At 61.6% G+C, this 23890-nt stretch carries 14 protein-coding genes; 11 read left to right on the plus strand and 3 right to left on the minus strand.

All coding sequences use genetic code 11. The features are described 5' to 3' along the window. The 10 genes from QA645_RS19450 (at position 1) to QA645_RS19495 (ending at position 18221) form a co-directional block, all read left to right on the plus strand. Complete coding sequence (locus QA645_RS19450; RefSeq protein WP_283052322.1) at positions 1-321, plus strand: hypothetical protein; 321 nt, start codon at positions 1-3, stop codon at positions 319-321. Beyond that, positions 311-2494 carry an ATP-binding protein gene (locus QA645_RS19455; protein ID WP_283052324.1) on the plus strand — a complete coding sequence of 728 codons (2184 nt, stop codon included), beginning with the start codon at positions 311-313 and terminating at the stop codon, positions 2492-2494. Before QA645_RS19450 ends, QA645_RS19455 begins: the two co-directional genes overlap by 11 nt. Next, positions 2481-2837 carry a hypothetical protein gene (locus QA645_RS19460; RefSeq protein WP_283052326.1) on the plus strand — a complete coding sequence of 119 codons (357 nt, stop codon included), beginning with the start codon at positions 2481-2483 and terminating at the stop codon, positions 2835-2837. Before QA645_RS19455 ends, QA645_RS19460 begins: the two co-directional genes overlap by 14 nt. A 1408-nt stretch (positions 2838-4245) precedes the next feature. Continuing rightward, complete coding sequence (locus QA645_RS19465) at positions 4246-6711, plus strand: hypothetical protein (RefSeq protein ID WP_283052328.1); 2466 nt, start codon at positions 4246-4248, stop codon at positions 6709-6711. Continuing rightward, positions 6711-13946 (plus strand): LPD38 domain-containing protein, encoded by a 7236-nt coding sequence (locus QA645_RS19470; protein WP_283052330.1) that lies wholly within the window; start codon positions 6711-6713, stop codon positions 13944-13946. Before QA645_RS19465 ends, QA645_RS19470 begins: the two co-directional genes overlap by 1 nt. Positions 13947-13960: 14 nt before the next feature. Further along, a complete protein-coding gene (locus QA645_RS19475; RefSeq protein ID WP_283052332.1) occupies positions 13961-14329 on the plus strand; it encodes a hypothetical protein in 369 nt (122 codons plus the stop codon). 4 nt (positions 14330-14333) lie between these two features. Continuing rightward, positions 14334-14855: a hypothetical protein gene (locus QA645_RS19480; RefSeq protein WP_283052334.1), complete on the plus strand. Its 522-nt coding sequence runs from the start codon at positions 14334-14336 to the stop codon at positions 14853-14855. 11 nt (positions 14856-14866) lie between these two features. Continuing rightward, on the plus strand, positions 14867-15484 hold the full coding sequence (locus QA645_RS19485) for a hypothetical protein (RefSeq protein ID WP_283052336.1): 618 nt from the start codon (positions 14867-14869) through the stop codon (positions 15482-15484). Between the two features lie 13 nt (positions 15485-15497). Next, a complete protein-coding gene (locus QA645_RS19490) occupies positions 15498-15956 on the plus strand; it encodes a hypothetical protein (protein WP_283052338.1) in 459 nt (152 codons plus the stop codon). Between the two features lie 363 nt (positions 15957-16319). Beyond that, a complete protein-coding gene (locus QA645_RS19495; RefSeq protein WP_283052340.1) occupies positions 16320-18221 on the plus strand; it encodes a hypothetical protein in 1902 nt (633 codons plus the stop codon). Between the two features lie 107 nt (positions 18222-18328). Here QA645_RS19495 and QA645_RS19500 read toward each other — a convergent pair whose 3' ends face one another. The 3 genes from QA645_RS19500 to QA645_RS19510 form a co-directional block, all read right to left on the minus strand. Continuing rightward, positions 18329-18604: a hypothetical protein gene (locus QA645_RS19500; RefSeq protein ID WP_283052342.1), complete on the minus strand. Its 276-nt coding sequence runs from the start codon at positions 18602-18604 to the stop codon at positions 18329-18331. A 482-nt stretch (positions 18605-19086) separates the two neighbouring features. Continuing rightward, the gene (locus QA645_RS19505) at positions 19087-22551 is read right to left on the minus strand and encodes a hypothetical protein (protein ID WP_283052344.1); all 3465 of its coding nucleotides are present in this window, start codon (positions 22549-22551) and stop codon (positions 19087-19089) included. Positions 22552-22622: 71 nt separating this feature from the next. Beyond that, on the minus strand, positions 22623-23084 hold the full coding sequence (locus QA645_RS19510; protein WP_283052347.1) for a hypothetical protein: 462 nt from the start codon (positions 23082-23084) through the stop codon (positions 22623-22625). A 466-nt stretch (positions 23085-23550) separates the two neighbouring features. Between QA645_RS19510 and QA645_RS19515 the strand changes: the two genes are divergently transcribed. After that, entirely contained in the window at positions 23551-23823 is a 273-nt protein-coding gene (locus QA645_RS19515; protein ID WP_283052348.1) for a hypothetical protein, read from the plus strand. The last annotated feature ends 67 nt before the right edge of the window (positions 23824-23890 follow it).

Here is a 23890-nt window from a genome sequence, read left to right on the forward strand (position 1 = left end):
ATGCCGGGCAAGACAACGCGCAAGATAGCGTTCGACCGTATTGCGGAAGCCGCCGTGTCGAACTGCGGACGGATCGTCGAGCGGTGGCTACCCGACGGACGGAGAGAGGGCCGCGAGTGGGTTGCTATCAACCCCACCCGATTGGACGCCAAGAAAGGGTCGTTCAAGGTCAACCTTCAAACCGGTCGCTGGTCGGACTTCGCGACGGGCGATGGTGGCGGCGATTTAATCAGCCTGGCGGCCTACATCCACAAGCTCAAGCAAGGCGATGCGGCGGTCCGCGTGGCTGCAATGCTCGGGATCGATCCGTATGAACGATAACGACGCATTTGCTCCGCTTGGAGAAGGGCAATCGTCGTCGCGGCGGTCTCGATCCGAATGGCATTCGATCGTGCCAGTGCCCGACGATGCGCCGCGGCCGCCGGCATCTCATTCCCGCTTTGGCAAGCCGGCCGGCACCTGGACGTATCGTGATGAGGCGGGGCGGCTTCTCGGCTTTGTACGACGCTTCAATACCGCGGACGGAAAGCAATTCCTCCCCCTTACATTCGGTCGCGTCACGGAGGACGCAAAGCCCGAGTGGAAGTTCAAGAGCTGGCCCGGCAAACGGCCGCTGTATGGGTTGGATCGGTTGGCCGAGCGGCTACAGGCGCCGGTGCTGGTAACCGAGGGCGAGAAAGCTGCAGATGCTGCAGCACAGCTTCTGCTCGACATGGTGGTCGTCACCTCTCCGAACGGATCGAAGAGCGCGTCGAAAGCAGACTGGTCGACGCTGCGCGGGCGAGCAGTGACGATCTGGCCGGATAGTGACGCCGCCGGACTCCAATATGCTGAGGACGTGGCGAAGCTGGCGCGAGCCGCCGGTGCTGAACCCATCACCATCATTTCGCCTCCGCCTGGCGTGGTCACAGGCTGGGATGCTGACGATGCGCTGACCGCTGGGTGGACATCGGCGCAAGCCGCTCAGCTCGTTGCCGATGCGCGACTTGCTCCCAATGGTGGCGGCGCCGGAGATGCTGGCGATAGCGGCCGGCGTCGGTCAACGCAGAGGGATGTCGTTATCGACCTGACCGACTGCTGTGAGTTTTGGCACGACGCGAACCGGCTGGCATATGCGACGTTTCCTGTGAACTCGCATCAGGAAAACTGGCCGCTCAAATCCCGCGAATTCCGAATGTGGCTGTCGGGTCGATATTATCAGGCTACCGGGCGGGCGATCGGCGGGCAGTCTCTGGAGGACGCGATCAGAATTCTCGAAGCGCGCGCCGTGCATGATGGACGCCAGTACAAACCTTTCACCCGGGTAGGGGAGCACGCTGGCAAGATTTACCTCGATTTATGCGACGCGAGATGGCGGTCCGTTGAGATCAACAGAAGCGACTGGCGAACAGTCGTTGCGGCGCCCGTCAAATTTATGCGGCCGGCTTCGCTGCGGCCGATGCAAGAGCCCGAAGCAGGTGGAATGATCGAAGAGCTGCGCTCCTACCTGAACGTGCCTGAAGATCAGTGGATGCTGATTGTAGGCTGGCTTGTGGCCACGCTTCGCCCGAAGGGCCCGTACCCGATCCTGGTGCTGAACGGAGAACAGGGCTCGGGTAAGTCGATGGCCTCGCGAATGCTGCGCGAACTCGTCGACCCGAGTGCTGCGGCAATCCGGTCGGTGCCGAAGGACGACCATAATCTGATCGTCTCGGCTTCGAATAGCCACATCCTCGGCTTCGACAACCTATCGAATGTGCCTCCCTGGCTGGCAGATGCTCTGTGCCGGCTCTCGACCGGAGGTGGATATGCTACGCGAACGCTCCACACGGATCGGGATGAGACGATCTTTGAAGGGCAGCGCCCCATCATGCTGAATGGCATTCCGCTTCTGACAGATCGGGCCGACTTGGCTGACCGTGCCTTGACGGTGCACCTGCGCGCCATACCGGAGGGCGAGCGTCAGCCCGAGGACGAGATCTGGGCAAACTTCGCGCGTGCCCGCCCGCGGTTGCTGGGTGCCCTTTTGAGCGCGATGTCGGCGGCGTTGCGCAACCTGCCACAGACGAAGTTAGAGCGGTCGGGCCGGATGGCCGACTTTGAGAAGCTCGTGACAGCAGCGGAATCCGGTTTGGGATGGGACGCGGGCAGCTTCCAAAAGGTCGTGCGAGCGAATAGGGAAGAGATAACAGAATCTGCATATGAGGCCGACTCGGTCGCCGTGGCGATCGGCAAGGTCGTCCGGAGGGACTTCCCTGATGGGCTGACGTGCACGGCTACCGAGCTGCTGACCAGGCTGAACGCCTCGGATCTGGTCTCGGATGGGGTTCGAAAGCAGCGGAGTTGGCCGACAACTGCGCAAGGGCTCGGCAACCGCATTGATCGCATCTCGCCGCTGTTGAAGTCTCGAGGCTTCAAGGTTGAACGCCGGCACTCTGGATCGAGAACGATTACGATCGTGCCGCCGCCGGAGCCCGCCACCAACGAGGAGGAGGAGAGCGATGTCGAAAGATGAGCGAGCATCGGGCGGGCCCGCTGAAGCGGAACTGAGGATGCTCGACAGCCTGGATGCGCCGGCGCCTCAGCGCCCTGTCGCTCAATACCCCGAAGTAGAAGCATGGCTTGCCAGCTTATCCGACAAAGACGTGCGGCGGGTCGTGTGCTCTCGCGAGCTCAGCGAGGCAGTTGCCGGCGATGTACTCGCCATTCGCAGCAAAGCCGCATTGCGTCACATCATGATCCTGCTTGGGATCGCCCCAGCCACGTTGTCGCCAGCGTTGCAGCCGCCCAATTCGCGATCGCGCGAAGGTATTTGCGGTGCCAATGTGATCCTTTTTTCTCCGCGGCCCAAGCTATGAGCAAGGCGCAAATTTGCGCTTTGCTGCCTGCGCGGAAACTCCGCCAATTGGCGGAGGATGGCTCGGCGTAGCTCAAAAAGTCCCGCTGTACCCACTTGGAACAGCGGGAGCATTCGGCACCCTGTACGAAAAAAACGGTGCGCTCGAACGAGCAAGTGCTCAATTTAGCACATGCTCGAAGTCGTACGACGCCACTCGTCACACCATTTGTTGCACCCGCCACAATTCGTCGACCCGACCAGAGGCTCAATTGAGCCTCTGGCGGAAGTGCGGGTTGACGCTGTGGCTCGTCGACGCCTCATGGCTGTGTTCTATCTCCGAGCGAGGGGCCAATTGGCCTCTTGATCTTCGTCGCTGGCTGCGATGGTAACTTTGGCTTTCCCCGCGCCCCTTGATCTCAGTTTTCCGACACGTTGTCCGAGGGCGTCTTCTGCACCCTGTTGTCGAGCAGCGCGAAACTAGGGCAGCAATTCGACTTTTCGTACTCATAAGGACTCCCCCAGTTCGCAGAACCGTCTTTGAGGGGCGCGCTCTGCATGAACTGCAGGGGTGCAGTGATGCCGCGCGCCTGAACCGATCACTGAGAGAAATGTGGCGTCGGCGGAATCAAATTGAATCGCCTGGATTGGCGAGTGCGATCAACGGTCGAATTCGGCAGCAGTGTGTCGCGATGATTCCGAATGAGCGGGTTGGGCGGTCGGCGACTGGTCAACATTGGACGGCGTCGGACGGCTCAACGACTTCACCGATCCCACTACCAAACAAAGGGTTTTGGACGGCTTGGACGGCTTGGACGGCTCTATTCTTTAAAAAGAGAGGGGTGTCAGAGAGAGCGTGCAGAGTTGGCAGAACGTCCCGTGAATGCATCGCACTGCGAGTGTGATGATGTGGCCGAGTGTGGAAAGAGACACGCAAAAGCCGTCCAAGCCGTCCAAGCCGTAGATTGTCACGCTTCCTCAAGAGGTTGGCCGGACGACCCATGTTGTCCAACACCGTCCGGCCGAATCTCAGCTGTCCAAGTCGCGGCTGACCATAGCGGTCTCTTGATCGCCCCGAGCCATGCGCGCCCCTCATTGGTGCGTCACTGGTCGGCCGCCGTCGATGCGTGTGGAAAATTTGAGGAAGGGGGACGGGGGCTCTGAAAGCCAAAATTGTTGAGGACTTCGGCTCAGATGATGCGAAGCACGGGGCGAAACGATTGCCGTTGAACACAAAGGGTGTGCCGCGAGGCGAGCGATGCCGACAGTAATTTTTATCGTACGAATTTTCCCACGACATTGAGCGGTTCGCCTCGCGATGTGCGCGGTCTAGAAAGGCATCGACGCGACTAGAAGTGCCGGCCGAGCATCCGATAATCGGGTGTTATCGAAGGTCAGCCGGCGCGGTCCGTAGAGGGTACTTCTAGACGATGGGGCATCCGCTCGAATACACGCCGTATCCGCTCAATAATCCGGGCGTCGGAGGCACTGGAGCGCGTGAGCGAATCTCCGCCGACGCTGGCATGTTCGGTGGTGGGATCGCCCAGGGGCTCGAGACATTCGGCGCAGGATTGGAGAAAGCCGCCGACGTCGGGCTGAACATCGCCACGGATGCGGCGCGTCAGCAAAATGAGGTCCATTCAGCGGAGCTGGGCACTTGGCTCGCCGACAAAGTTACGGATCGGCATGAGAAATTTGCGAGCTTGGAAGGCAAGGCCGCGTCGATGGCGCTGCCGGAATACAAGAAGGATCTAGACGACTATTTCAAGCAAGCAATGGAGCAGGCTCCGAGCCCATACGAAAAAGCTCAAGTCGCAAAGCAGGGGCAGTACCTAGTCGGGAAGTACTATGGATACGCCGCGCAGCACGCTGCTCGTCAAGAGCGAGGATGGGCCGACAAGACGGAAGCTGATCGTGCCGCGAGCCTAGGTGGTGTGGCGTCTTCTGCGGCCCAGAACAACGATTCCAGTGGAATGGAAGTTGCTCTGAACGGATCGGACGAAGCCGTTCGCAATCTGTTTGCGCGAAAGGGCTATGACGCCGAGGCGATCGATGCTGAGGTCCAGAAGAACCGTGGCCGAAATCTTTTGCGCATCATCAAAGAGGCGGCTGGCGAAAATCCTGACGCAGCAATTGCGATGTTCGCTAGATACCGCAATCAGATGGATGCACAAAGCGCTGCGGACACGGGTGCATTCCTTAAGCCCATTCGAACGCAACAGGTCGGACGGGAAATCGGCGACAAGGCTCTTGGACAATCTCCAATGCCGTCGCTTCTCAATGATGAGATTGACCGTGCGGCGTCTATAGCCGGCCTCGATCCAGCAATTCTACGCGGAGTCATTCGGATCGAGAGCTCGGGAGATCCAAGAGCCGTCAAGGGCAGCTATAAAGGACTCGGGCAGCTTTCCGACGAGCAGTTTCAGAAATACGGCAGTGGGGACATCTTCAACGCGCGCGACAATCTTCGTGCGACCGCTCGCAAGCTTTCAGATGAAGCCGGCGAATTCGGTTTGAAATACGGACGCATGCCGACAGCAGCGGAGATGTATCTCGTGCATCAGCAGGGCGCGGGTGGCTTCGCCGCTCACATGGCAAATCCCGATCGGGCGGCCTGGCAGAGCATGCTCTCGACGAAGGAGGGCCAGCAAAAGGGGGAAGCGTGGGCAAAGGCTGCGATCTGGGGAAATATCCCGGACCGTGACAAAGCGCGGTTTGGCAGCGTGGAGAACGTCACCAGTCGTCAATTCTCTCAGCTGTGGGAACAGAAAGTCGATGCCGCAACGGGCCGCGCCCTCCCAGAGAAGTCGGAGGCCTTTTCTCGTGCCCGAGATCTTCTGCAAGGCGGAAACGCTGGTCCAGCGCTCGAGGCCGCGACGCTGACGTATCTTGGGCGACGGTATTCCCACGAGGAGGCTGAAACCGCGCTTGAGACCCAGCGGGTCGACGGGCTTGTGAAGAGCGACCTGACGTCCATGCTGACCACGGGGCGTGGCGTCGACGATCTCAATCCTTATCGTGTGCAGCGTGCGCTTGGCTCAGCCGCGGCCCAGAAATGGGCAGATGACCGGGACGATGCGCTGGCGACATGGTCAGCCACGCATGATCTTCCGTCGCTGAGCGATAGGCAGATCGATGAGCGGCTGCTCTCGATTGAACCCAAGCCGGGCGATATTGATTTCGACCGAAAGCAAGCCGTGTACACGGCTGCGAGCGCGGCGGCGGCGAAGCTTCGGAAGCAGCGCGACGTGGACCCGGCGGAATCTGTCAAAACGGATCCGATGGTGAAGGCCGCCGAAATTGCGCCGGCAGACCCAGGCTCGGTCAAAGCGATAGTCGAGGCGCGCCTCGCTGCCCAGACAAGGGCAGGCATTCCCAAGGAAAATCAATCGCCGATTACGCAGGCCGAGGCACTCACGTTGACGAAGCCTCTGCGGACGATGCTGCTGGGTCAGGAGCGCGATGTGCTAACCGCCATGGCAACCAAGTTCCAAGACATCTACGGCGACCATGCCGATCAGGCATTTGCCTATGCATTGCGTGTGCATAAGGTCGATAACGAGGTGGCGCAGGTCGCTGCTAGGCTCGTGAAGAAGCTGGGGCTCGGGCAGTTGCCTGACGAGGGAGAAGCGAGAGCGTCGAACGCAATCGCCGAGGTGAGTGCCGCCGAGCGTGCTGTATCAGCTGCGGCGCCATTCGATCCCAACTATTCCGTGCCGGGGTATGGCATGGGTCCGATGCAAGCGACGCAGCCGGCGCCGCGGGCGGATGGTTTGACGATTCCGACGCGAGCCATCATCGACCTTCGTGCGAACCCAAGGCTGTCGGCCGACTTTGATCGAAAATACGGCTCGGGCGAGGCAAAGAAGATCCTCGACAACTATCCGGTGCGATGATGGCTGATGATGTCGCTGGTTTGTTGGAGACCGGGAATATCGATCTCAATAGTCGTCCTGTCGTTAAAAACGACGACGGTACGATCTCAACGGTGCGCTCGATCGGCGTGAATGTCGATGGAAAGGAAACGTTGATCCCGACCGTGAGCGACGATGGTCGCATCATGTCGAATGACGAGGCTGTCGCACAGTTTAGGAGCACTGGTAAGCACCTGGGCAAATTCGATAACCCCGAGAGTGCCACGCGCTATGCGGAGAGCCTTCACACTCAACAGGCGGCGCGCTACGCGCCGGCGCCGAACCCGACTGTGCCGAACGAGGAAGGACCATCGTCGAGTAATCACTTTGACCAGTTCGATACGGACCCGGACGCGGGCGAGGCTGGACTGATAGAACGGGCCAGGCTCAACGCGGTCCATTCGTTCTATCGCGGCACGCTGAACGGCTCGACGACGTTGGCTGGGCTCGCGAAGGTCGTTGGTGCTGGAGAAAAGATCACGGAGGAACTCCGACAGTCGGCCGCTATGGCTCAAGGCCGAAACGCATCTGCGCCGAGCTCTGCAATGGTGGACTTGCCGGCACTTTCCGACGGAGAGGTTGCCAAATGGCGGGACGAACAAAGATCGAAATACGCGGCCATTATCGCTGATCTGGCTCGATACGACGCCATCCGTCCCTGGGACACAACCGTCGAAGGTATGGCCGCATTCGGTGGACAACTCGCCGGCGGCCTGCTTAGCCCTGAGAACTTGCTTGGCGGCGCGGGAAAGGGAGTCAACCTAGCCGTTCGGACGCTCTCGGCGGCCGTTAAGCAGGGCGTCATTACGGGCATCTTCAATCCTATCGTCCAGGGTTTCGAGATTGCCGGTGGAGTGCGGAAAAACTACAGCCTGTCGGATACCGGTTGGGCGATCGGAACAGGCGCCGTAATCGGCGGAGGTCTGCACGTTGGAGGCGAGCTGCTATCCTCGACGCGCATCAAGATTATCCATGCCGGCCTGGCGAGCGAAGATCCGCAGTTCGCGAGCGCAGTTACTGAGAGCGTGCAACCTACAACCTTTGAAAGTGGGCTGGAGACCGGTGCAGGTGGCGCCGTGTCGGAGCAGGCTGCCACGAGCGAGACCGCGACCGGAGGAGTGGCGAGCGACGCGGCATCGGTTGGTCAGGCTCGGGATCAGTCCGCGGGGGCTGCCGGCATCCAGCCTGAGGGTCAAACTTCTGATAAACCCCCATTATCGAAAGTGTCAGATGGATCAGCTCGGCCAGTTGATCTGCCTAGCGGAGGTGCAGGGAAGAGCGAACCTACGGCGCATCGGCCGCCGCCGGAAGCTCCTGATCCTCTCGATCTCGCGATGGGCGGGGAATTGTCCGCGGAGCGAGCTCGCCAAGTTGCAGTTGATCTCGAGCAGCAGCAGCGTCGTGTTGAGGACGAGATCTTCGGCGATCGAGCTGACGAGTGGCGCAAGCTTCACAAGCAGTCTGATCGTGCCTGGGATAACGCCCGAGACGACGAAGCGCGGACGCTGGACGCTCAGATCGACAAGCTGGAACGTGAGGTCGGGCTCTCGGACGCAGACGAAAATTGGCTGAACGGGCAGGGGTGGTCCGAACACTCGGTCGCCGAAAATTGGCACGATCTCGCTCACAATCTTCAGGATGTCGAGAACGGTCGGGAAGATGCCATTGCCGCCGTTGCGTCGGCAGTGCGCGAAATTCCCAAGGCGCACGATTGGTCGAGCATGAATTCGCGGCAGCGTGAGTCCGTGCTGACGATCTTGACCGCGCTAAATGAGGAAAAGAAGGCCGGTCGCGATCCGCAAGAATTTCTCAAGGAAGCATTTCGAGAGCGGGTCCGGCGCTACGGTGGCGGGCATGACGCCAGAGAAATCGTCGACGCGCAGATGCGCGAGCTCGCCGATTTTCTGTCGGCCCCGATGGAGCGCTCGGGTGCTCCCCAATCACCTGTTGCTCGCTCGGCTCCCGCGCCAGTAGCTCGCATCGGAGCAGCTGGGCTGCCTGGTGATGCGGTTCCCAATCTGATCCGCCATAGGGTGGCAGTAGCCGACGGGCGCTCGATTGACGTCGAGCCGCGGGTGATCGAGGCCTCGGACCTGAAGGCATCGTCGGATGCAGGTTTCGAGCAAACTCTGCAGCCGCGCGACCGTGACCGGGCAGCGAGCCAAGCGCAGATCGCCGATATTGCCAACCGCCTCGATCCTGAACGTTTAGGCCTGTCGTCTGAGGCGGATCGCGGCGCCCCCATCGTTGGGCCCGATACAATGGTGGAAAGCGGTAACGGCCGCGTCATGGCCATCCGCCGCGCCTACCAGGAGGGAGGGGAAGCCGCGCAGCGATACCGCGAATGGCTGTCCCAGCAGGGTGTTGACCTTTCCCACTTCCGGGAGCCTGTGCTGGTTCGCGTCCGCCTCACTGAGTTGTCGCCGGAAGAACGGCAAGCCTTCACGGTTGCGGCAAACCAGTCAGCTTCCCTTGGCCTCTCCGCGCCGGAACGCGCACTGGCCGACGCTCGCCTGCTTCCGACCGAAATCCTCGATCTGATCCGCAACGCCGACGACCTGGGCGCGCTGGCGAACCGCGATTTCACTCGCGCGTTCGTGGCGAAGCTGCCGCCGACCGAGCGCGCTGCCATGCTTGATGCTGGTGGAGGGCTGTCCGCCGAAGGGCTCACCCGGATTCGAAACGCCGTGCTGGCCCGCGCCTACGGCAATGCGCATGTGCTCACGCGCATTGCCGAGTCCCTGACCGACGACAGCAGGAGCATTTCGAACGCCCTCGTCTCGGCTGCGCCGCACTGGGCGAAGATGCGGGCCGAAATCGAGGCGGGCCTCGTCCGCGCCGACATGGACCTGACGCCCGAGCTCCTGGAGGCGGTACAGCGCACAGCGGATCTGCGAGCGAAGGGCACGAAGCTCCAATCGCACTTTGATCAACAGGATGCTTTCGATCGGCTCAGCGAACCGGTGGAAGCGTTCATGCGGATGTTCTACGATCCGTCTGGCCGACGCGCTGCCGCTGGCCAGCGGATCTCCGATGCTCTGCGGTTCTACGCCGAAGAGGCGCGCAAAGTGACCGCCGATGCTGGACTCGATCTTGGCCTCGTGCCGGTGACTGCCCGCGACGTGCAGAAGCTAGCAGCGGGCAAAGGAGCAGAGGGTTATGTCAAACGAAGCGATGAGAGTGGGCTTTTCCTCACCAGCGGCCCTGGTTATGGCGCGCACGGCACGGCGCGTGGCAGACGCATACAACGACAAGACGCTGCGATCCGCGGCCGCGGACCTCGAGAGCCGCTCGCTGGAAGCGATCAAGGAGCACCAGGTCGAATTGAGTCCGCCGACCTGACCAAGCGCGGCGGCGCGACCAGCGAAGGCGCCGCGGCTCCGAGGCAAGGTTCCGATAACAGGCAAATATCGGCGGCTTCGCCAGCCGAGCTAGCGGCGCTCAGCAGCCGCCAAAGCGGTGGTCGTCTCCCGATGGAGAAGGCGAGGCCGAGTGAAGGGGTTTCCGCGGAAAGTGATACGGGGACAGCGCTGGCGACGGTCCCAGAGATGCAGGCCCCGCAGCGTCAATTCGCTATTCGGAGCCTGCAACAGCAGGCAATGGATCTAGCCAAGCACCTGGACTTTCCGTTGCGAGAGGGCCGCGTGAGGCCGCGGGCCGCACTCGGAGTGTTCACTCCGGGCACGGGGGTTGTCCGTGTGCGGGAAGTGCCGGATTTCGAGGTGGTCGCGCACGAAGCTGGACACGCGATCGAATATAAGATCGGTCAGGACCTCACCGACTTGACCGAGCGGTTCGGCGGCGAACTCCGGCCCATGGTAACCGATCCCAGGGCGTATGACCCTTCGGTCTACGTGAAAGAAGGATTTGCTGAGTTCGTTCGCCGCTACATCGGCAACCCGGCCTGGGCCGAGCAGAACGCCCCGCAATTTACCAATGCCTTCCGCGACTTTATGCGGAAGCGAGCGCCCGACCTGCTGGCCACACTTGATCGGGCCGGCGAGGCATACAGGGCCTATCTTGACGCCCCGTCCGTGAACGCGATCGGCACGGTGGTGCGCAGCGTCGACGAGGAGCCACATGGTCTGATTGCGAAGGGTATCGCGGCCGTGCGCGAGGACGGCTTGCCCGTCGTCGTCAAGTCGGTCCTGCAGAACGCGTACCGCGCGATCCTCGACGAGCGCGCACCTGTGGCCACGGCCGTACGCGATTTGGCGCGAGCGATCAGCGAACAAACTGGAAAGCCCCTCGATCTCAAGGCGGCGGACAATCCCGACATCCTGATGCGCCTGGCAGGGCGATCGCAGCAAGCCGCAATCGGTGACATGATGGAGGGGGTGCGCCCTTATCATGCGACCACCCCAGAAGGGCCGTCGTTGTCGGCTGCGCTCGAGACAGCGACAGGCGGTCGGAATTCCGGAGGCTGGGGCAAATGGGATCCGGTCAAGAAGGACGAATTCAGCACGTACTTGGTTGCGCGGCGTGCGGAGGTGCTGTGGCGCAAGTTCAAGAACGGCCAGCTTCTGAACCCGCCGGCGGCCTTCTCCGTCGGAGACGCGGCGCGAGCTATGGCGGATCTCGAGGCGGCTAATCCGGCGTTTCGTCAGGCCTCCGAGATGGTGCACGCGTATACGCGCGAGCTGCTGCGTAAGGCCTATGAGGGCGGCCTGATCCCGGCCGATCTATTCGAAAAGCTTGGCAGGGAGGAATTTTACGTCCCGTTCATGCGGGACCTTTCGGACAAGCCGCTGGCTGGATCGGGCTTCGAATCCTCATCCGAGGGCCCCGGCATGACGCAGGTGGTTAAGCGGATGACGGGCTCCTCGCGGGACATCAAAGACCCGATCGAGTCCATCATGCTCCAAACATTTCTGGTGAACCGGACGCTGCAGCACAATGATGTCATTCGATCGTTTGTACGGTTGGCCGAACAGGCCAAGCTTGCGGGTGGCAAATATGTCGAGCGCGTGCCAGCCCAGGAAGCTCGGCAATACAAGTTCGACCTGGCCGAGGCGGTCGAGCGGCTCGCCAGGAAGCACGGGATTGATGCCGACGACACCGCCTTCATCACGGGCGCCCTCACGGATGTTTTCGGCCAAGACCCGGTCGTCGGCTCCTTTTTCAAGATGGAGCCGACCGGCAAACGGGGTGAGCCGATCGTCTTCTACAAGGAAGGCGGCGAGCTGCGCGCTGCGCGCTTCATGTCGGAAACCGAGGGACTGCCGCTCTATGAGCTGGTAACGGCGCTGCCTGCCAAGATGACCGACCTGTTTTCCGAGGTGATTGCAGCCTCGTCATCGGTTGTGCGGACGGGCATCGTGACCAATCCGACCTTTGCTCTGTCGAACTATGTGAGGGACCAGTTCGCGACAGCACTTCTGCGCAGCGACTACGTTCCAATCGCGAGCGGACTGAAGGGCATCCATGGCGAGTTCACGCAAAGCGAAGCGGCGCGCCTCTACGGTGTCGGAGGCGGCGTCTCGCCTGGCTCATCGATCGCCCCGGTCGAGCGTGCGATCGAAGCGGACGTCGATGCGCTCGCTAAGAAGGGCTACCTGGTCAACCGCGTGACCACGCTGAAGGGCGCCATGGAGCTGGCGTCCTTCACGGAGGCGGGTACCCGAAACTCGGTTTTCGGCAAGGTGTTCGAGGCCAAGAAGCTGGAAGGCTTGTCCGACTATGAGGCAATGATCGAAGCGGCCTTTCAGGCGACGGACCTTCTCGACTTCTCCCGACATGGATCACGCACGGAGGCGGTCCGGCGCTATGTCCCATTCATCAATGCGCATTTGCAAGGCCTCGACAAGGCCTATCGGACCATGGTGCAGCCAGTTGTCGACCGAGCCCGGGGCGACCAGGTGCTTGCGACTGACGCGCCTGCATTCCGGAATGCGCTGGCCTCGTGGGGGAAGGTGTTCGGTGTCGGCGCCGTGCTAGGCGCTGGATGGGCCGCCCTCAATGCCGACAGCGAAGCTTACCGAGACGCCAGCCCTCAACTGAGGGGCACGCACCTGGTGATCCCCGTCGGCGGGAAGGTCCTGCTAGTGCCGAAGCCCTTCGAGCTCAGTCTCGGCTTCACGGCCGGCGAGTACGCCTATCAGCGGTTCGTGCAGGACGATCCGCGTGCGGCCTCGCAGTTTGTGCAGGCTGCGTGGGACGTCCTGGCGCCGCCGAATCCCCTGACCGACATTCCGATCATCAGGACGCCGATCGAACTGGCGACGGGCAAGAGCCTATTCACGGGCCGCGATATCGTTCCCGATACGATCGCGCGTCGAACGCCGGCCGAGCAGTACACGGACCGAACCAGCGCCCTCGCCAAGTACATCGGCCGCACGATCGGGGTGTCGCCGATCAAAGTCGACTACGCCATCGGAGCCGGCTTCGGCACCTGGGGCCGGGACGCCATGGCGCTATCACAGGGGGTCGACCAGGACGCACCGGCCGCTAACTGGGACGATAGCGTCTTCTTTCGTCGCTTCATCAAGGATCCAACACGGACTTCGGATGTGACCACGAAGTTCTGGGACTTCATGGGCCAGAGCAACGGTAGATATAATCAGGACGTCGCTAGCTACGACAATCTGGTGAAGACCTTCCGGGATGCGGATGCACAGCTGTTTCTGTCCAAGTTGCCCTCGAGCGAGAAAGCTTTCGTGACACTCAAATCGGCTGCGAAGGAGGACGGCAAGCCGGCCTTCAATGCCGATCAGAAGCGGCTTCACCCCTTGATCCGGGCGGCTGACGCGGTCGGTCTGCTCAATAGCCTTCGTCTGGATCTGGTTAGGAACACCTTTAATACCTTCGAGTCGGGACAGCAGATAACGATCGATCCGACGACGCGCCGGGATCTGATCGATAACGTCCGCGAGCTTGCGCAGCTCGAGATGCGCAACGCCTTCGTGATCATGAAAGAGCCGGGTTATGCCGGCAGGCCGATGATTAGCCCGGAGACGGCAATGGAGAAAATTCGCGCTCTGTCGCCTATCGTCGCTGACGAGATCGCGGCTCGGTATGCGACCGCGAAGATTTACACCACGGACGCCGTCGCCGCGACGTACCCACGACTGCGGCAGGCTCTCGTGCGGGACGGGTCGGAAGCCGACGTGGGCGCACTCGCCTTCGATGCGAAGGCCGATGGTTACGAGTTCGGCGGTGAGCGCGTAAGAAAGCCCGCAAAGCGACGACTACAGATCGTGCCGACGGTGCACCAATAAAGGACGGATCGCCGATGCCAGCACCAGATTACCTTAAAAACTCGTCCGGCTATGACACGAATTTCGCCGACTCTCGCTTCTACGGCTTCGGCGCCGCCCTGACACGTGTGACCGGGGACGTTACGCTCGATCGAAGCTATCGCGGCGGCATCATCCTGTTCGACAGCGCCGTGGGTGGCGCAATCACGGTACCGGCCAGCTTGCCAGCTGGCTTTAATGTATCGGTCCTGCAGATCGCTGCTGGACAAGCCACGATTGTCGCGGGTGCCGGCGCTACACTCCAGTGCCAACAGGGGTTCACCAGAACGGCTGGCCAATGGGCTATGGTTGGCATAGTCGCCCACGATAATGGCTCGTTCACGCTGGTCGGAAACGGGGCATAGTTGGATGGCAAAGCTTCGTAACCGTCGCCACGAACTCGTCGCGCAGGCCCTCGCTGGCGGAAAATCCCGGGCGGACGCCATGACCGCGGCCGGATACACCTGGCATCGTGGAAATCAAAATCGATTGGCCCAGTCGCCTGACGTCGTTGCGCGCGTGGAGGAGCTACGAAGGGCCAGCGATCATATCGTCGATATTCGGAAGATGGACCGCGGGCGCATCATGATCGAGCTGGCGCGTATTGCCTGCGCTGAACCGCCTCTGCGGGCAGCAGTCGCCGCCCGTGGGCCCGAAGCTCTTTCTCCAGATCAAGCCGTGCTGCAGGTCGAAATTCGTCTGGACGGAGTTTTGGCCAAGCACATTGAGATGCGCCTTCTCGATGATAGGCAGGTTATCAGCGCTCTGCTCCGTTACGACAACGGGCCCGACTCTGCTTCGAGCAGCATCTTTAGCCCCTCGACACGCCCTGATTTCGAATACCTGGAGCAAGCGCTGCGCGAGCTCTTAAGCAACCGTGAATCATCCTAAAGGAGCAATCCGTGAGAAACATGAACCGAGACGTACCGCGCTTGAGCAATCCCAACTTTGGGTCGCTCAATATCCGACCCGAGGGCGCGGGAGGCGACCCTGGGTTTGCTCGAGTTGTCGCCGAGAACCAGCTCGCTCGATGGCAGGTGGTTGTTGATCAGATTCGGGAGTTGACGCCGAGGTATGAGGCTGCTCGGGAGAAAATACTGGCTCTAAGGCCCACGGAAGCTGTGCGAACGCTGTGCCGGACCCCTGGCCTGGATGCCAGCGCCGTCGCCCTTGAGGCGATGGTCGACGAGAACCTAAAGCTCGTGCTGGGGCTGGAGGCGCAAGCTGAGGACCTTGAACACGAGCGCGTCGCCAAAATGTCAGAGACCGAAAGGCTTCGCCTCGAGGTGGATGAGTTGAAGGGATTGGCTCGCGCCATGATGGCCCGGATTTCGATCCTTGAAGGACGGTCCCCGGACGCGTCGACGGTACTGTCGACTCGTGAGTCACGGACCGCCGCGCCAATGATCGTTCCACCTGGCGGCGCTCCTGGTCTTGGCGGGGTTTCGGCCTCGTTCGCTGTTCCGCCGGCGGGACCCGGCGGCGGGGACGTCCGCCGCGTAGGCAGCAAGCCGGGATAGGAGGGAGTTGCACGTGAAACGTCAATCCCGCAGCGAAGCATCGAGAGAGCGATCTCGAGCGAAAGCCAATGAGTACTGGGCCGATCCGGCCGCTCGCGCCGCGCATAGTGAGAAAACGAAGGTGCGCATGGCCGACCCCGAGGTCCGCGCAACCATCAGCGAGCGCACACGGGCCGCGATGGTCCGCCCGGAGGTAAGGGGGCGGGTGATCGACCGCAGTTCGGATCCCAACTGGCGTCAGCGGGTCAGCGAGAACACAAGAGCCGCCATGGCGGACTCCGAAGTGCGGAAGCGCATCAGCGATCGAACGAAGGCGGGTATCGCGGCCAAAGCCATGCAGGAGAAGGACCAGCTCCGGCTTTTGGAAGACGCGTGGGGGACCAGCTCGACGTCTGTCAAGCGCCGTTTCTTAGAAATGTGTTTATCCGGATCGGATGCCGGCGACGCCGCGGTCGGTCCAAAGTTGCGGTAAAGCCTGATTATCACGAGTGAGATGCCGGCCGCGACGGGCTTTTAAAGCATTCAACGAACTTCGTGCTTTCGGCATTTCAACTGCTGCTTTCCGAAGGTGGCAGACTTTAAGTCGTACGAATTCCCACACGACTTTCGCCTATTCTTTCGAGCCTCGAAGGCTCTTAGGACTTGCAGTCAGGAAGAACCTCACTGCGGGTAAAGGATTTTGTTGGTGGGCAACGTCGCCTGCACAAGCTGGATTGACAGCAACATTTAGTTTCACCGCGTTCGCCTAAACCCTATCGCCCAGATATCGCAAGTCAGAGCCAAATCCCGCGCGGCTACGCGGATCAAAGCGCGACTCTCTTCGGAGTCGCAGGAAATGCCTAAAGTCCTTTGTTCGAATTTTCGTCAGCTAAATCGCCTCCTCGTCGCCGCGCCGCGCCGCGGTTTGCAGCTCGCGGCTGCCTTGCTGCTTTTGGCCTACGCTCCAGGCCCCGCATCATTGCGCGCGCAAAATCACGTCTGCCCGACAGCGGCGCTCGGCGACAGCAGCAACAAATGCGCATCGACCGAATTCGTGCAGGACGCCATTGCGTCGCCCGGAAGCCCTGCGACGGTGCCGCACGGGGGGACCGGGCAATCGAGCTTCACCCCGAACCTCCCGATCATCGGCAACGGTACGGGGCCGCTGCAGCAGGGCACGCGCTCGGGCAACACCACCAGCTATGGAACGACGTCCGGCACGTTTAGCCCGAACAATTGCATCAAGGCCGATGCGAGTGGCAATTTGGTCGACGCTGGTATCACGTGCGGGGCGCTGCCCGGGATGGTGCCGACGGCGCTAGGTGGCACTGGCGCCAACAATTCGACGAACAATGCCGGCGATCTGTTGGCATCGAACGGAGCCAATGGCACCTTCGCCGCGACGGCGCTAAACGCGGTTTGCTCGCTGGCGCCGTCCGCCTGCAACCTCGCGCTCGGATACACCAGCATCTATTGGTACGGTGCTAAGTGCGACGGCATCTTTCAGTCCAATCAGAATTTTGACCAGCCCGCCACGAACATTTCGATCGCTGCAACGCAGACGTTGCTGACATCATCGGGCAGCACGTTCACGTCGGCGGATGTCGGGAAACGCATCTTCATTCCGTTCGCAGGCGCTGCCGGCGCGGATTACGCGACCACGATTTCGAGTTTTGTCAGTGCGACGCAAGTCAATGTCGCGCTTGCCGCGAGCACAACCGTCACAGTGCAGGCCGCAACAAATACGCATCCTTTCGTCTACGGCACGGACGACACGACGGCGATCCAGAATGCGATGAACGGCACGCCTACCGGCGGCACGCTATTCATCCCGGGAAAAACGACGGGCTGTGTCATCCGCCAGCAGGGTGCCAATCCGTATGCGCTGCTGCAGCAGCGTCCTTTTAACATCATCGGCGTGGGTCACTTCTCCACGTTAATGACCTTTCCCGACATGGCGGGCAGCGTCGATAACCTCCTAGTTTCTAACACCGCGGGAGGTGATTGGGTCGGGATTACGTGGGCGAGCTTCGCCATCAGCGCCACGCCGTCGTTTGTGCCGCCGACCTTTCTGATGGAGCCTCGCTACGGTCGACGTGGCATCGCCTTCGTTGATGTGACTGCCGCTACCAACTTCCCTTGGATCAATATCGAAAAAGTAACCCTTGGCGAAAGCGGAAACGACTACTCGCTTTATGTGGGCAATCCGACGAGCTCTGGCTCGCAGTCAATCAACATTCTGCGCAACAATATCTACGGCGGTATCCATCTCGACCACGTCTCTGACACGTTCCGGATTCAGAGCAACCAACTGCTCGGGAAAACACTGTTCGGAGGATTGTTTGAGTTCACTGCCGGCGCCGGTGCCTTCAACTTCTCGAACAATAATGTCACCTGGGCCGGGTGCACGATCATCGAGAGCGGCACGAAGCCGATGGTCATCAACAACTACTTCGAAGAAGTTGTTAACGGGTCGTCCTGTGCCCGTGCCGCGATGGTGGATTTCAATGGCGGTGTTGGCACAATCTTGATGCCGACATTTACCGGCAACATCCTAAACGCGAGCGTCAGCACAGCAACGCTCGTGCGCTATAGCAATGTCACCGGCGGAAATTTCGGCGATAATCTTCTAGTGGAAGGGACATCGAGAACCTTTGTCACCAGCATCACCACGTTGAGTTGCGTGGCGCCCAACTCCTGGAACGGTGGCGGGACGCACTTCAGCACGGCACTGGCCAACACTTACGGTGGGTGTTGAGGCCTGTCGTTGCGAAATCGGGTGCGGTTCGAAATACGTACAGCACCCGAAATCGCATATCCAACAAGAACAACGATCGGGAATTCGGGCGACGGCGGCCGCATTTGCTACAGGAAGTACAAGGGGGCACCGAACAGCGCGGCAAGAGAGGCGCAGAGTGACGCCCAGCCGTTCCAGTAGCTTTGTCGCGCGGCGGTCGCCAACACGTCCGACATCTCTCCATTGAAATTGGGGAGATTGAACAGGATGTCCGGATTAGCGAATTTCGATTTGTCGGTTGGCCTCACGTTTTGCAGAGAGGCAAAGAGCCATAGAACTCCGGCCAACAAGCTGAACGCGATGGTCACGATCTTGAGCGCGAGCTTGATCTCTTCCTGTGTCACGTCAAATTCCCCTTTTTGTCGGGATGCGAGGTGGGCTGCTGACGGTGCTCGCGGCGCTAAAGGTCCTGAGTAGTCTCCCTTTCGACTTGTTTGATCAGTGGTGGAGTGTCAATCGTGATAATTACTGTTCGTGACCAGTCCGCTCTGTCGGTTGCCATCATTCGGATCGATGGAGGCCCGTCCTAATTGGGTTCTCGGGGTATCGGGCGGCTCGTCGGGCGCGTCGAAATTTTTTCTGTATAAGCCGCAATCATCCTCCGGAAATGACGGCGTTGGCCGGCATTGTGCCTATTGGGCGGCTGCGGAATCAACTGCTTGCCAGTGGAGGGCATATTACAATCCGCGTGAGCAGAGCATGAGGTCAGATGGAGAAGCGGGCCAGTTGCCTCAAGGTACGGCCTCTTACGGACCCAGCCGCCAGCATCCGGTAACGTCCGATTATCGGGGCCCAGGGAGCGGTTGGACCGTGGCGAAGGTGAAGTTCAAGCTGCGCCGTTTCGCTTCCGGGGCCTTCGCGTATCCGGCCCTTCCGGAGAGGCTAAAAGGTCTCTCGTAATGAAATGGCCGCGTAGCCAGACGACAAGATACTCAGACAGTTCGCCGCTGCTCCGACCGATGATGTCGTAAAGCAGTGGTCGCCAATCCCGGATTCGATGGGCGAGGTACGCCTCGAGCGCGAGACCTGTGGCCGCCCGGGTCTTGTGCCGGGGCAACATCGCTTGAGGTCGCCAAGCAGCGTCCGGTGACCACAGCCTGTCAAGGAACTCGCGGAGTACCGCGCGATGGGAGCGCATCTCCGCTGTCGGACCGGCGAGGAATTCTAGCGCGCAGCGCAGGCCAGGGAAGTCCTCGCCGTCGTGACACGCGATGGCGTAAAGGAGCGGGGCGCTCAGCGCGATGTGCTCGTGCGCTCGCTCGGAAAGTCCCGCCATGGCAAGCGCGTAGCTCGCAAAGGACAGATGCTGCGCTCGGACCGTCTCGAACAGAGCGACCTGCAACCAGATCCCGTGACATCCGACCACCTCAGCGGACACATCGCGGTAACGCTTGTCGTCGGACAGCAAAATCGCACCAGTCTCGCGCGCGAGAAAGGCAGCATCGAGGAAACGGCTTCCACCGACACCGAGGACCGTCTCCGCCGGCTCGGATATGATGTCGGGAACGAGGACCGGGACGATGTCGCAGTTTGCAAGGATGGTCTCACGCACGCGGGTGAGGGCTGCGATCTGACGGTCGCGGAACTCGTCAGTGACCTTACTCCGGTAGAACTGACCATCGTGAAAGCCGATGGTCATCTGCTCGCGCCCCCGCCCCTCATTCTCGCGCACGATCATGCGGTCGATCATCGCGAGCGTCGAGGCGGGCGTGCGCAATGTGCCGAAATAGGCCTTAAGCACCGGCAGGACGTCGATGTCGGCGGCGACCCATGCGGTGTATGGATCGAGGACTGCGCCCCGGTCACGATATCGTTGTGCCAGGGTGGCGGCACGAGCTCGTTCTCCCGCGGACCCGGCGCAGGTAATGATCCGACCGCCAAGTCGCCGGACGAATTGGGCGAAGCCCACCACGTCAGCGCCGCCCCCGCGCGCGACGGCGGCGAGTGGCAGGGCCTCTTCCATGTAGAGCCGCGCGATGCTTGCATTCTGCTCGGCACTGCGACGCACGATGTCGAGCACCTTGTCGACATTGTCCTGTCCGACCGTGAAGCGCGCTAGCCCTGGTGTGCCCGGGAAGCGTGTCTCGAACTCCTCGAGCACGCGGTGGTACAGATGCAAATACTTGCTGGCGACCTCGGTGACGGTCCAGGTCTCGTCCTCCATGCCGAGCTTGGGCAGCTGGAAAGTCTGCCCACGGCGAAGGCCGCTCACACGCGCTGCCATGCCGGAGGCGGGGGACAGGACGCGCAAGCCGAAAAAGTCGCCGCCTTCGTCAATGATGAAGCTCTGTTGCAGGCCGTCCGGTCCCTGGATCGAGACGTATGCGCCGATGCCCGCCGCCGACATTACGAACATCGGGTTGTGGTCCTGGAGCAACAGGCCGAGGCCCGCATAGCCGAGCACGGCGCGCGGGTTATCGGCATGGCGCCGGACCAGGTCGTAGGCGACCGGATAGGCTCGCTCGGGATGTCCCTCCCGCATGACAGATTGTGCGAGCGCCATGATGAGCTCGGGTGGGCCGCTTGAGCGCTCAAGATCGAACCCGCGCAGCACGGCGCCGGCGCCCGCCGCGTCGTCGGAACGCCGGAGCGCCTCGACGAGACGCAAGGTGACAAAGGCATCGGTGGGATCTTCGCCATGGAGGCGACGCAGCAGGTGGACGGCCTCAGGCCGCCTGTCGAGGTCGAGCAGAAGACTGGCGTGAGCGCGCGCGATCCCGTGCAGGTGCCGCAATCTGTCCGGCAGGCCGTCAAAATAGGCGAGATTTCTCGGACGATGCGGATGCTCGTTCGCGTGGGCGATCGCCAGTCGCTCGTGCTCGGAGTCAAAGCCATCGAATGGTAGATGGCTGTCAAGTAGCCGGATCACGGTCGCCGGCGAGCCAGCCCGCGCCGCCTCGTGCGCGACCATCAGCCGGGTTGCAAGGTGGCTGTCGTCCGGCACTGCTTCGACGGCCGCAGAAAGGGCCTGTTCGGACACCTGGTCCAGTCCGAGCATGGTTGCGACTTGCGCGATCAGGATGAGCCCCCGCGGGCTGTCGCGCGTGGCCGCAAGGAGCGCTTCGAGCGGCACTGGATCCGCGGCGCTGCCGTCGGCGGGCCTGCCCGCCGCCTTGATCGGCGCCAGGGCCATCGCCGTCTCGGCGACCCGCTTCTCGCTGTCCGGGACGTTGGCCTTGCTGAACTCGGTCGCTGCTTTGGCCCAGTCGCCGTCGTGAAGCGCGATGACGCCGGCATGGAAAGCGAGGTCGGGATCATCAGGCGAGAGCGCGATCAAACGGCGCCCAAGGTCATCCTGATTGAAGCTGAGGGCGACCATCACGGCGTTGAGAAGGATGGCCGGATCGGTGATCGCCTCGTCGGCGATGCGCGCGGCGCGGGCGAGCGCGGCATCGCGATCATGCAGCATCCGATAGGCGATCATTGCGTTGGCGAGCGTCTGGGCGGCATCGTCGAAGCTACTCTTCAACAGCCATGGCCGGGCCCGCCAGCTGGCATCGAGGACCGCAGCCGCAGCAGCCAGGCGCTCGCGCTGATCCGTCGTGAAGATCTGGCTGCGCTGGACCTCCTCGTCGTGCGTGATCGCGTCGACCTCGGCGAATGCCACGAGCAGCTTAAGGTGTTCGGACGCGGGGAATCGCGCGAGCGCCGATTTGACGAAGTTCCACCATTGCGGGCCGAGGTTGCGGCCGCGCAGGAACACCGCCTGGCCAACGATCACGGCTTCCTTGTCGCGAAGCGCCTCCGGAACGTCGTCGAGCCCGTCGGTGACGCTGGCGACCCGGGCGGCGATCTGGGGCAGATAGGAGGCCAGCACCTCGTTGGTCGGATCCGCCGCAAGTCGCTCGCATCCGAAGCGATAGGCCTCCTCGGAGTCGCCGCGCAAGTGCAACGCCAGGGCACGGTTGGCGACGGCGCGCGGATCGTCGGGCGCTTCGTCAAAGGCCTCGATCAGCCAGCGGACCGCTTCCGCTCCATCTCCGCGCGCGAGGTGCTGCAGGCCGATATTGGCCTTGGCCCGGTAGCGAATCGTGGCGCTCGCGCCCGCGGGAAGCTTGTCGAGGAAGCTGTGAAACAGCTTGAGACTGGTGTCGGGGTCGATCTCTTTGGCATCGTCCCGCAGTCGGTCGAGCTGGTCGGAAAGATATTGGTCGTGCGGCGCGACATTTGCGGTCTCCGGGCCAATCAAGACTTGGCGCAGCAACCCGAGGTTACGCTGGAACACCAAGTCGAGCTGCGTTTCGTCAAGACCGTAATTGTTGACGAAAACGTTGTTGCCGGCGTTCGCCATGATGACGACGCCGGGAGCAGCTCGATCCGTGTTGGTGACCGGCGCGCTGTTTGGACCTGCGAGCGCGCCAGCTATTTTCCCGGATCTCGCCCGGTATCCATGCGGAGGCCGTCAATGGTGACGTCTTGCCCCGCCTTCACCTTGGCAACGACCTCGCGGGCGCCTTCAATGTTGCGGATCAGCGCGTTGCCGCCGGCCTCGATGTCCAGCCCGACGCGGGCGTGGGCGGCGCTCCGCCCCACGGTGTCGTCCTTCAATGCCTGGACGAGCGCGTCGACCAACGGCTGGATCTGGGTCGCCTCGTCGGGATCGAGGTTGTCCCCGACATAGCGCTCTAGCTCCTTGCTGCCTTCGGTCTGGGTACCGGCATCCTCGAGTTTCACAAGGGCCTTGGCCGCCTTGGGACCGAACAGTTCGCCGACTTTGTCCTTCAGTTTGCGATAAGCGTCCTTCGTGCCTTCCTTGACGGCCTCCGTGCCAGCCGCGGCGGCACCGGCCAGCAGCAGCGTGGTGAGCGTGAACGGTTCCGGCATGAATCCTCCCTGGGTTGAAGGGCAGATAGTGGCAACCGAGAGTGAATGGAAGGACTTTTGAGTTCTCGTCAACAACACCTTAGATCGAGGCGCTGTTGACGCGAACCGAGGAGTTGGTACTGGGCCTTACTTGTGTGTGATGATCTCTGATGGCATTCGATAATGCCTAATTATCGAAAGTTTCGGGCACGCCTTGAGATCATCCGGATCGTGCTGCTGGACTTTCCTCGTTGGTGCTTTCGCGGCTTGCGCCGGGGCCACATCGCAGCGCTGCTGCTAGATGACAAAGTCCTGCGCAATCTAGCGGTTGGTCGCGCGCCGACACCGTCATCGTCCGCGGCTTACAGATCGTGATGATCGTCCAGCCGCCTGCTTGACCGGGCCCGGCCGCGGTGGGAAACCGCCGAGGGGCGCCTGGAAGAGAGGAAGGCGCCAGCTCGCCGCGGCAGATCAGCAGTCGCCTCTTATGGCTTTCGATCAAGTGGCACCTGGAAACTCCGCCACCGGTCGGCCGCTGCAGTCGGAAAAAATGGCCGACTACTGCAAGCTGCGTCACATCAGCTTCGACTGGATGCTCACCGGTTGCCTGAAGGGCCTGAACCAGATGATGGATGAGCGCCGCGGTCGTGTGAAGGCGGCTATGCAGGCTGCCAACCTTGTGACGAAATATGCGCAGCTTAAGCCCGAGGACCAAGCTATGTTTACGGCCGAGCTCTATCGCATCATGGCGCAGCCATGACGAATGAAGCGCCTGGCGCTGCTAAGGAACCGTAAACCTGATCCTGTTCGTATTCCGCGGTCGCAAT

Origin of the sequence: Bradyrhizobium sp. CIAT3101, assembly GCF_029714945.1 — a bacterium.
GTDB lineage: Bacteria > Pseudomonadota > Alphaproteobacteria > Rhizobiales > Xanthobacteraceae > Bradyrhizobium.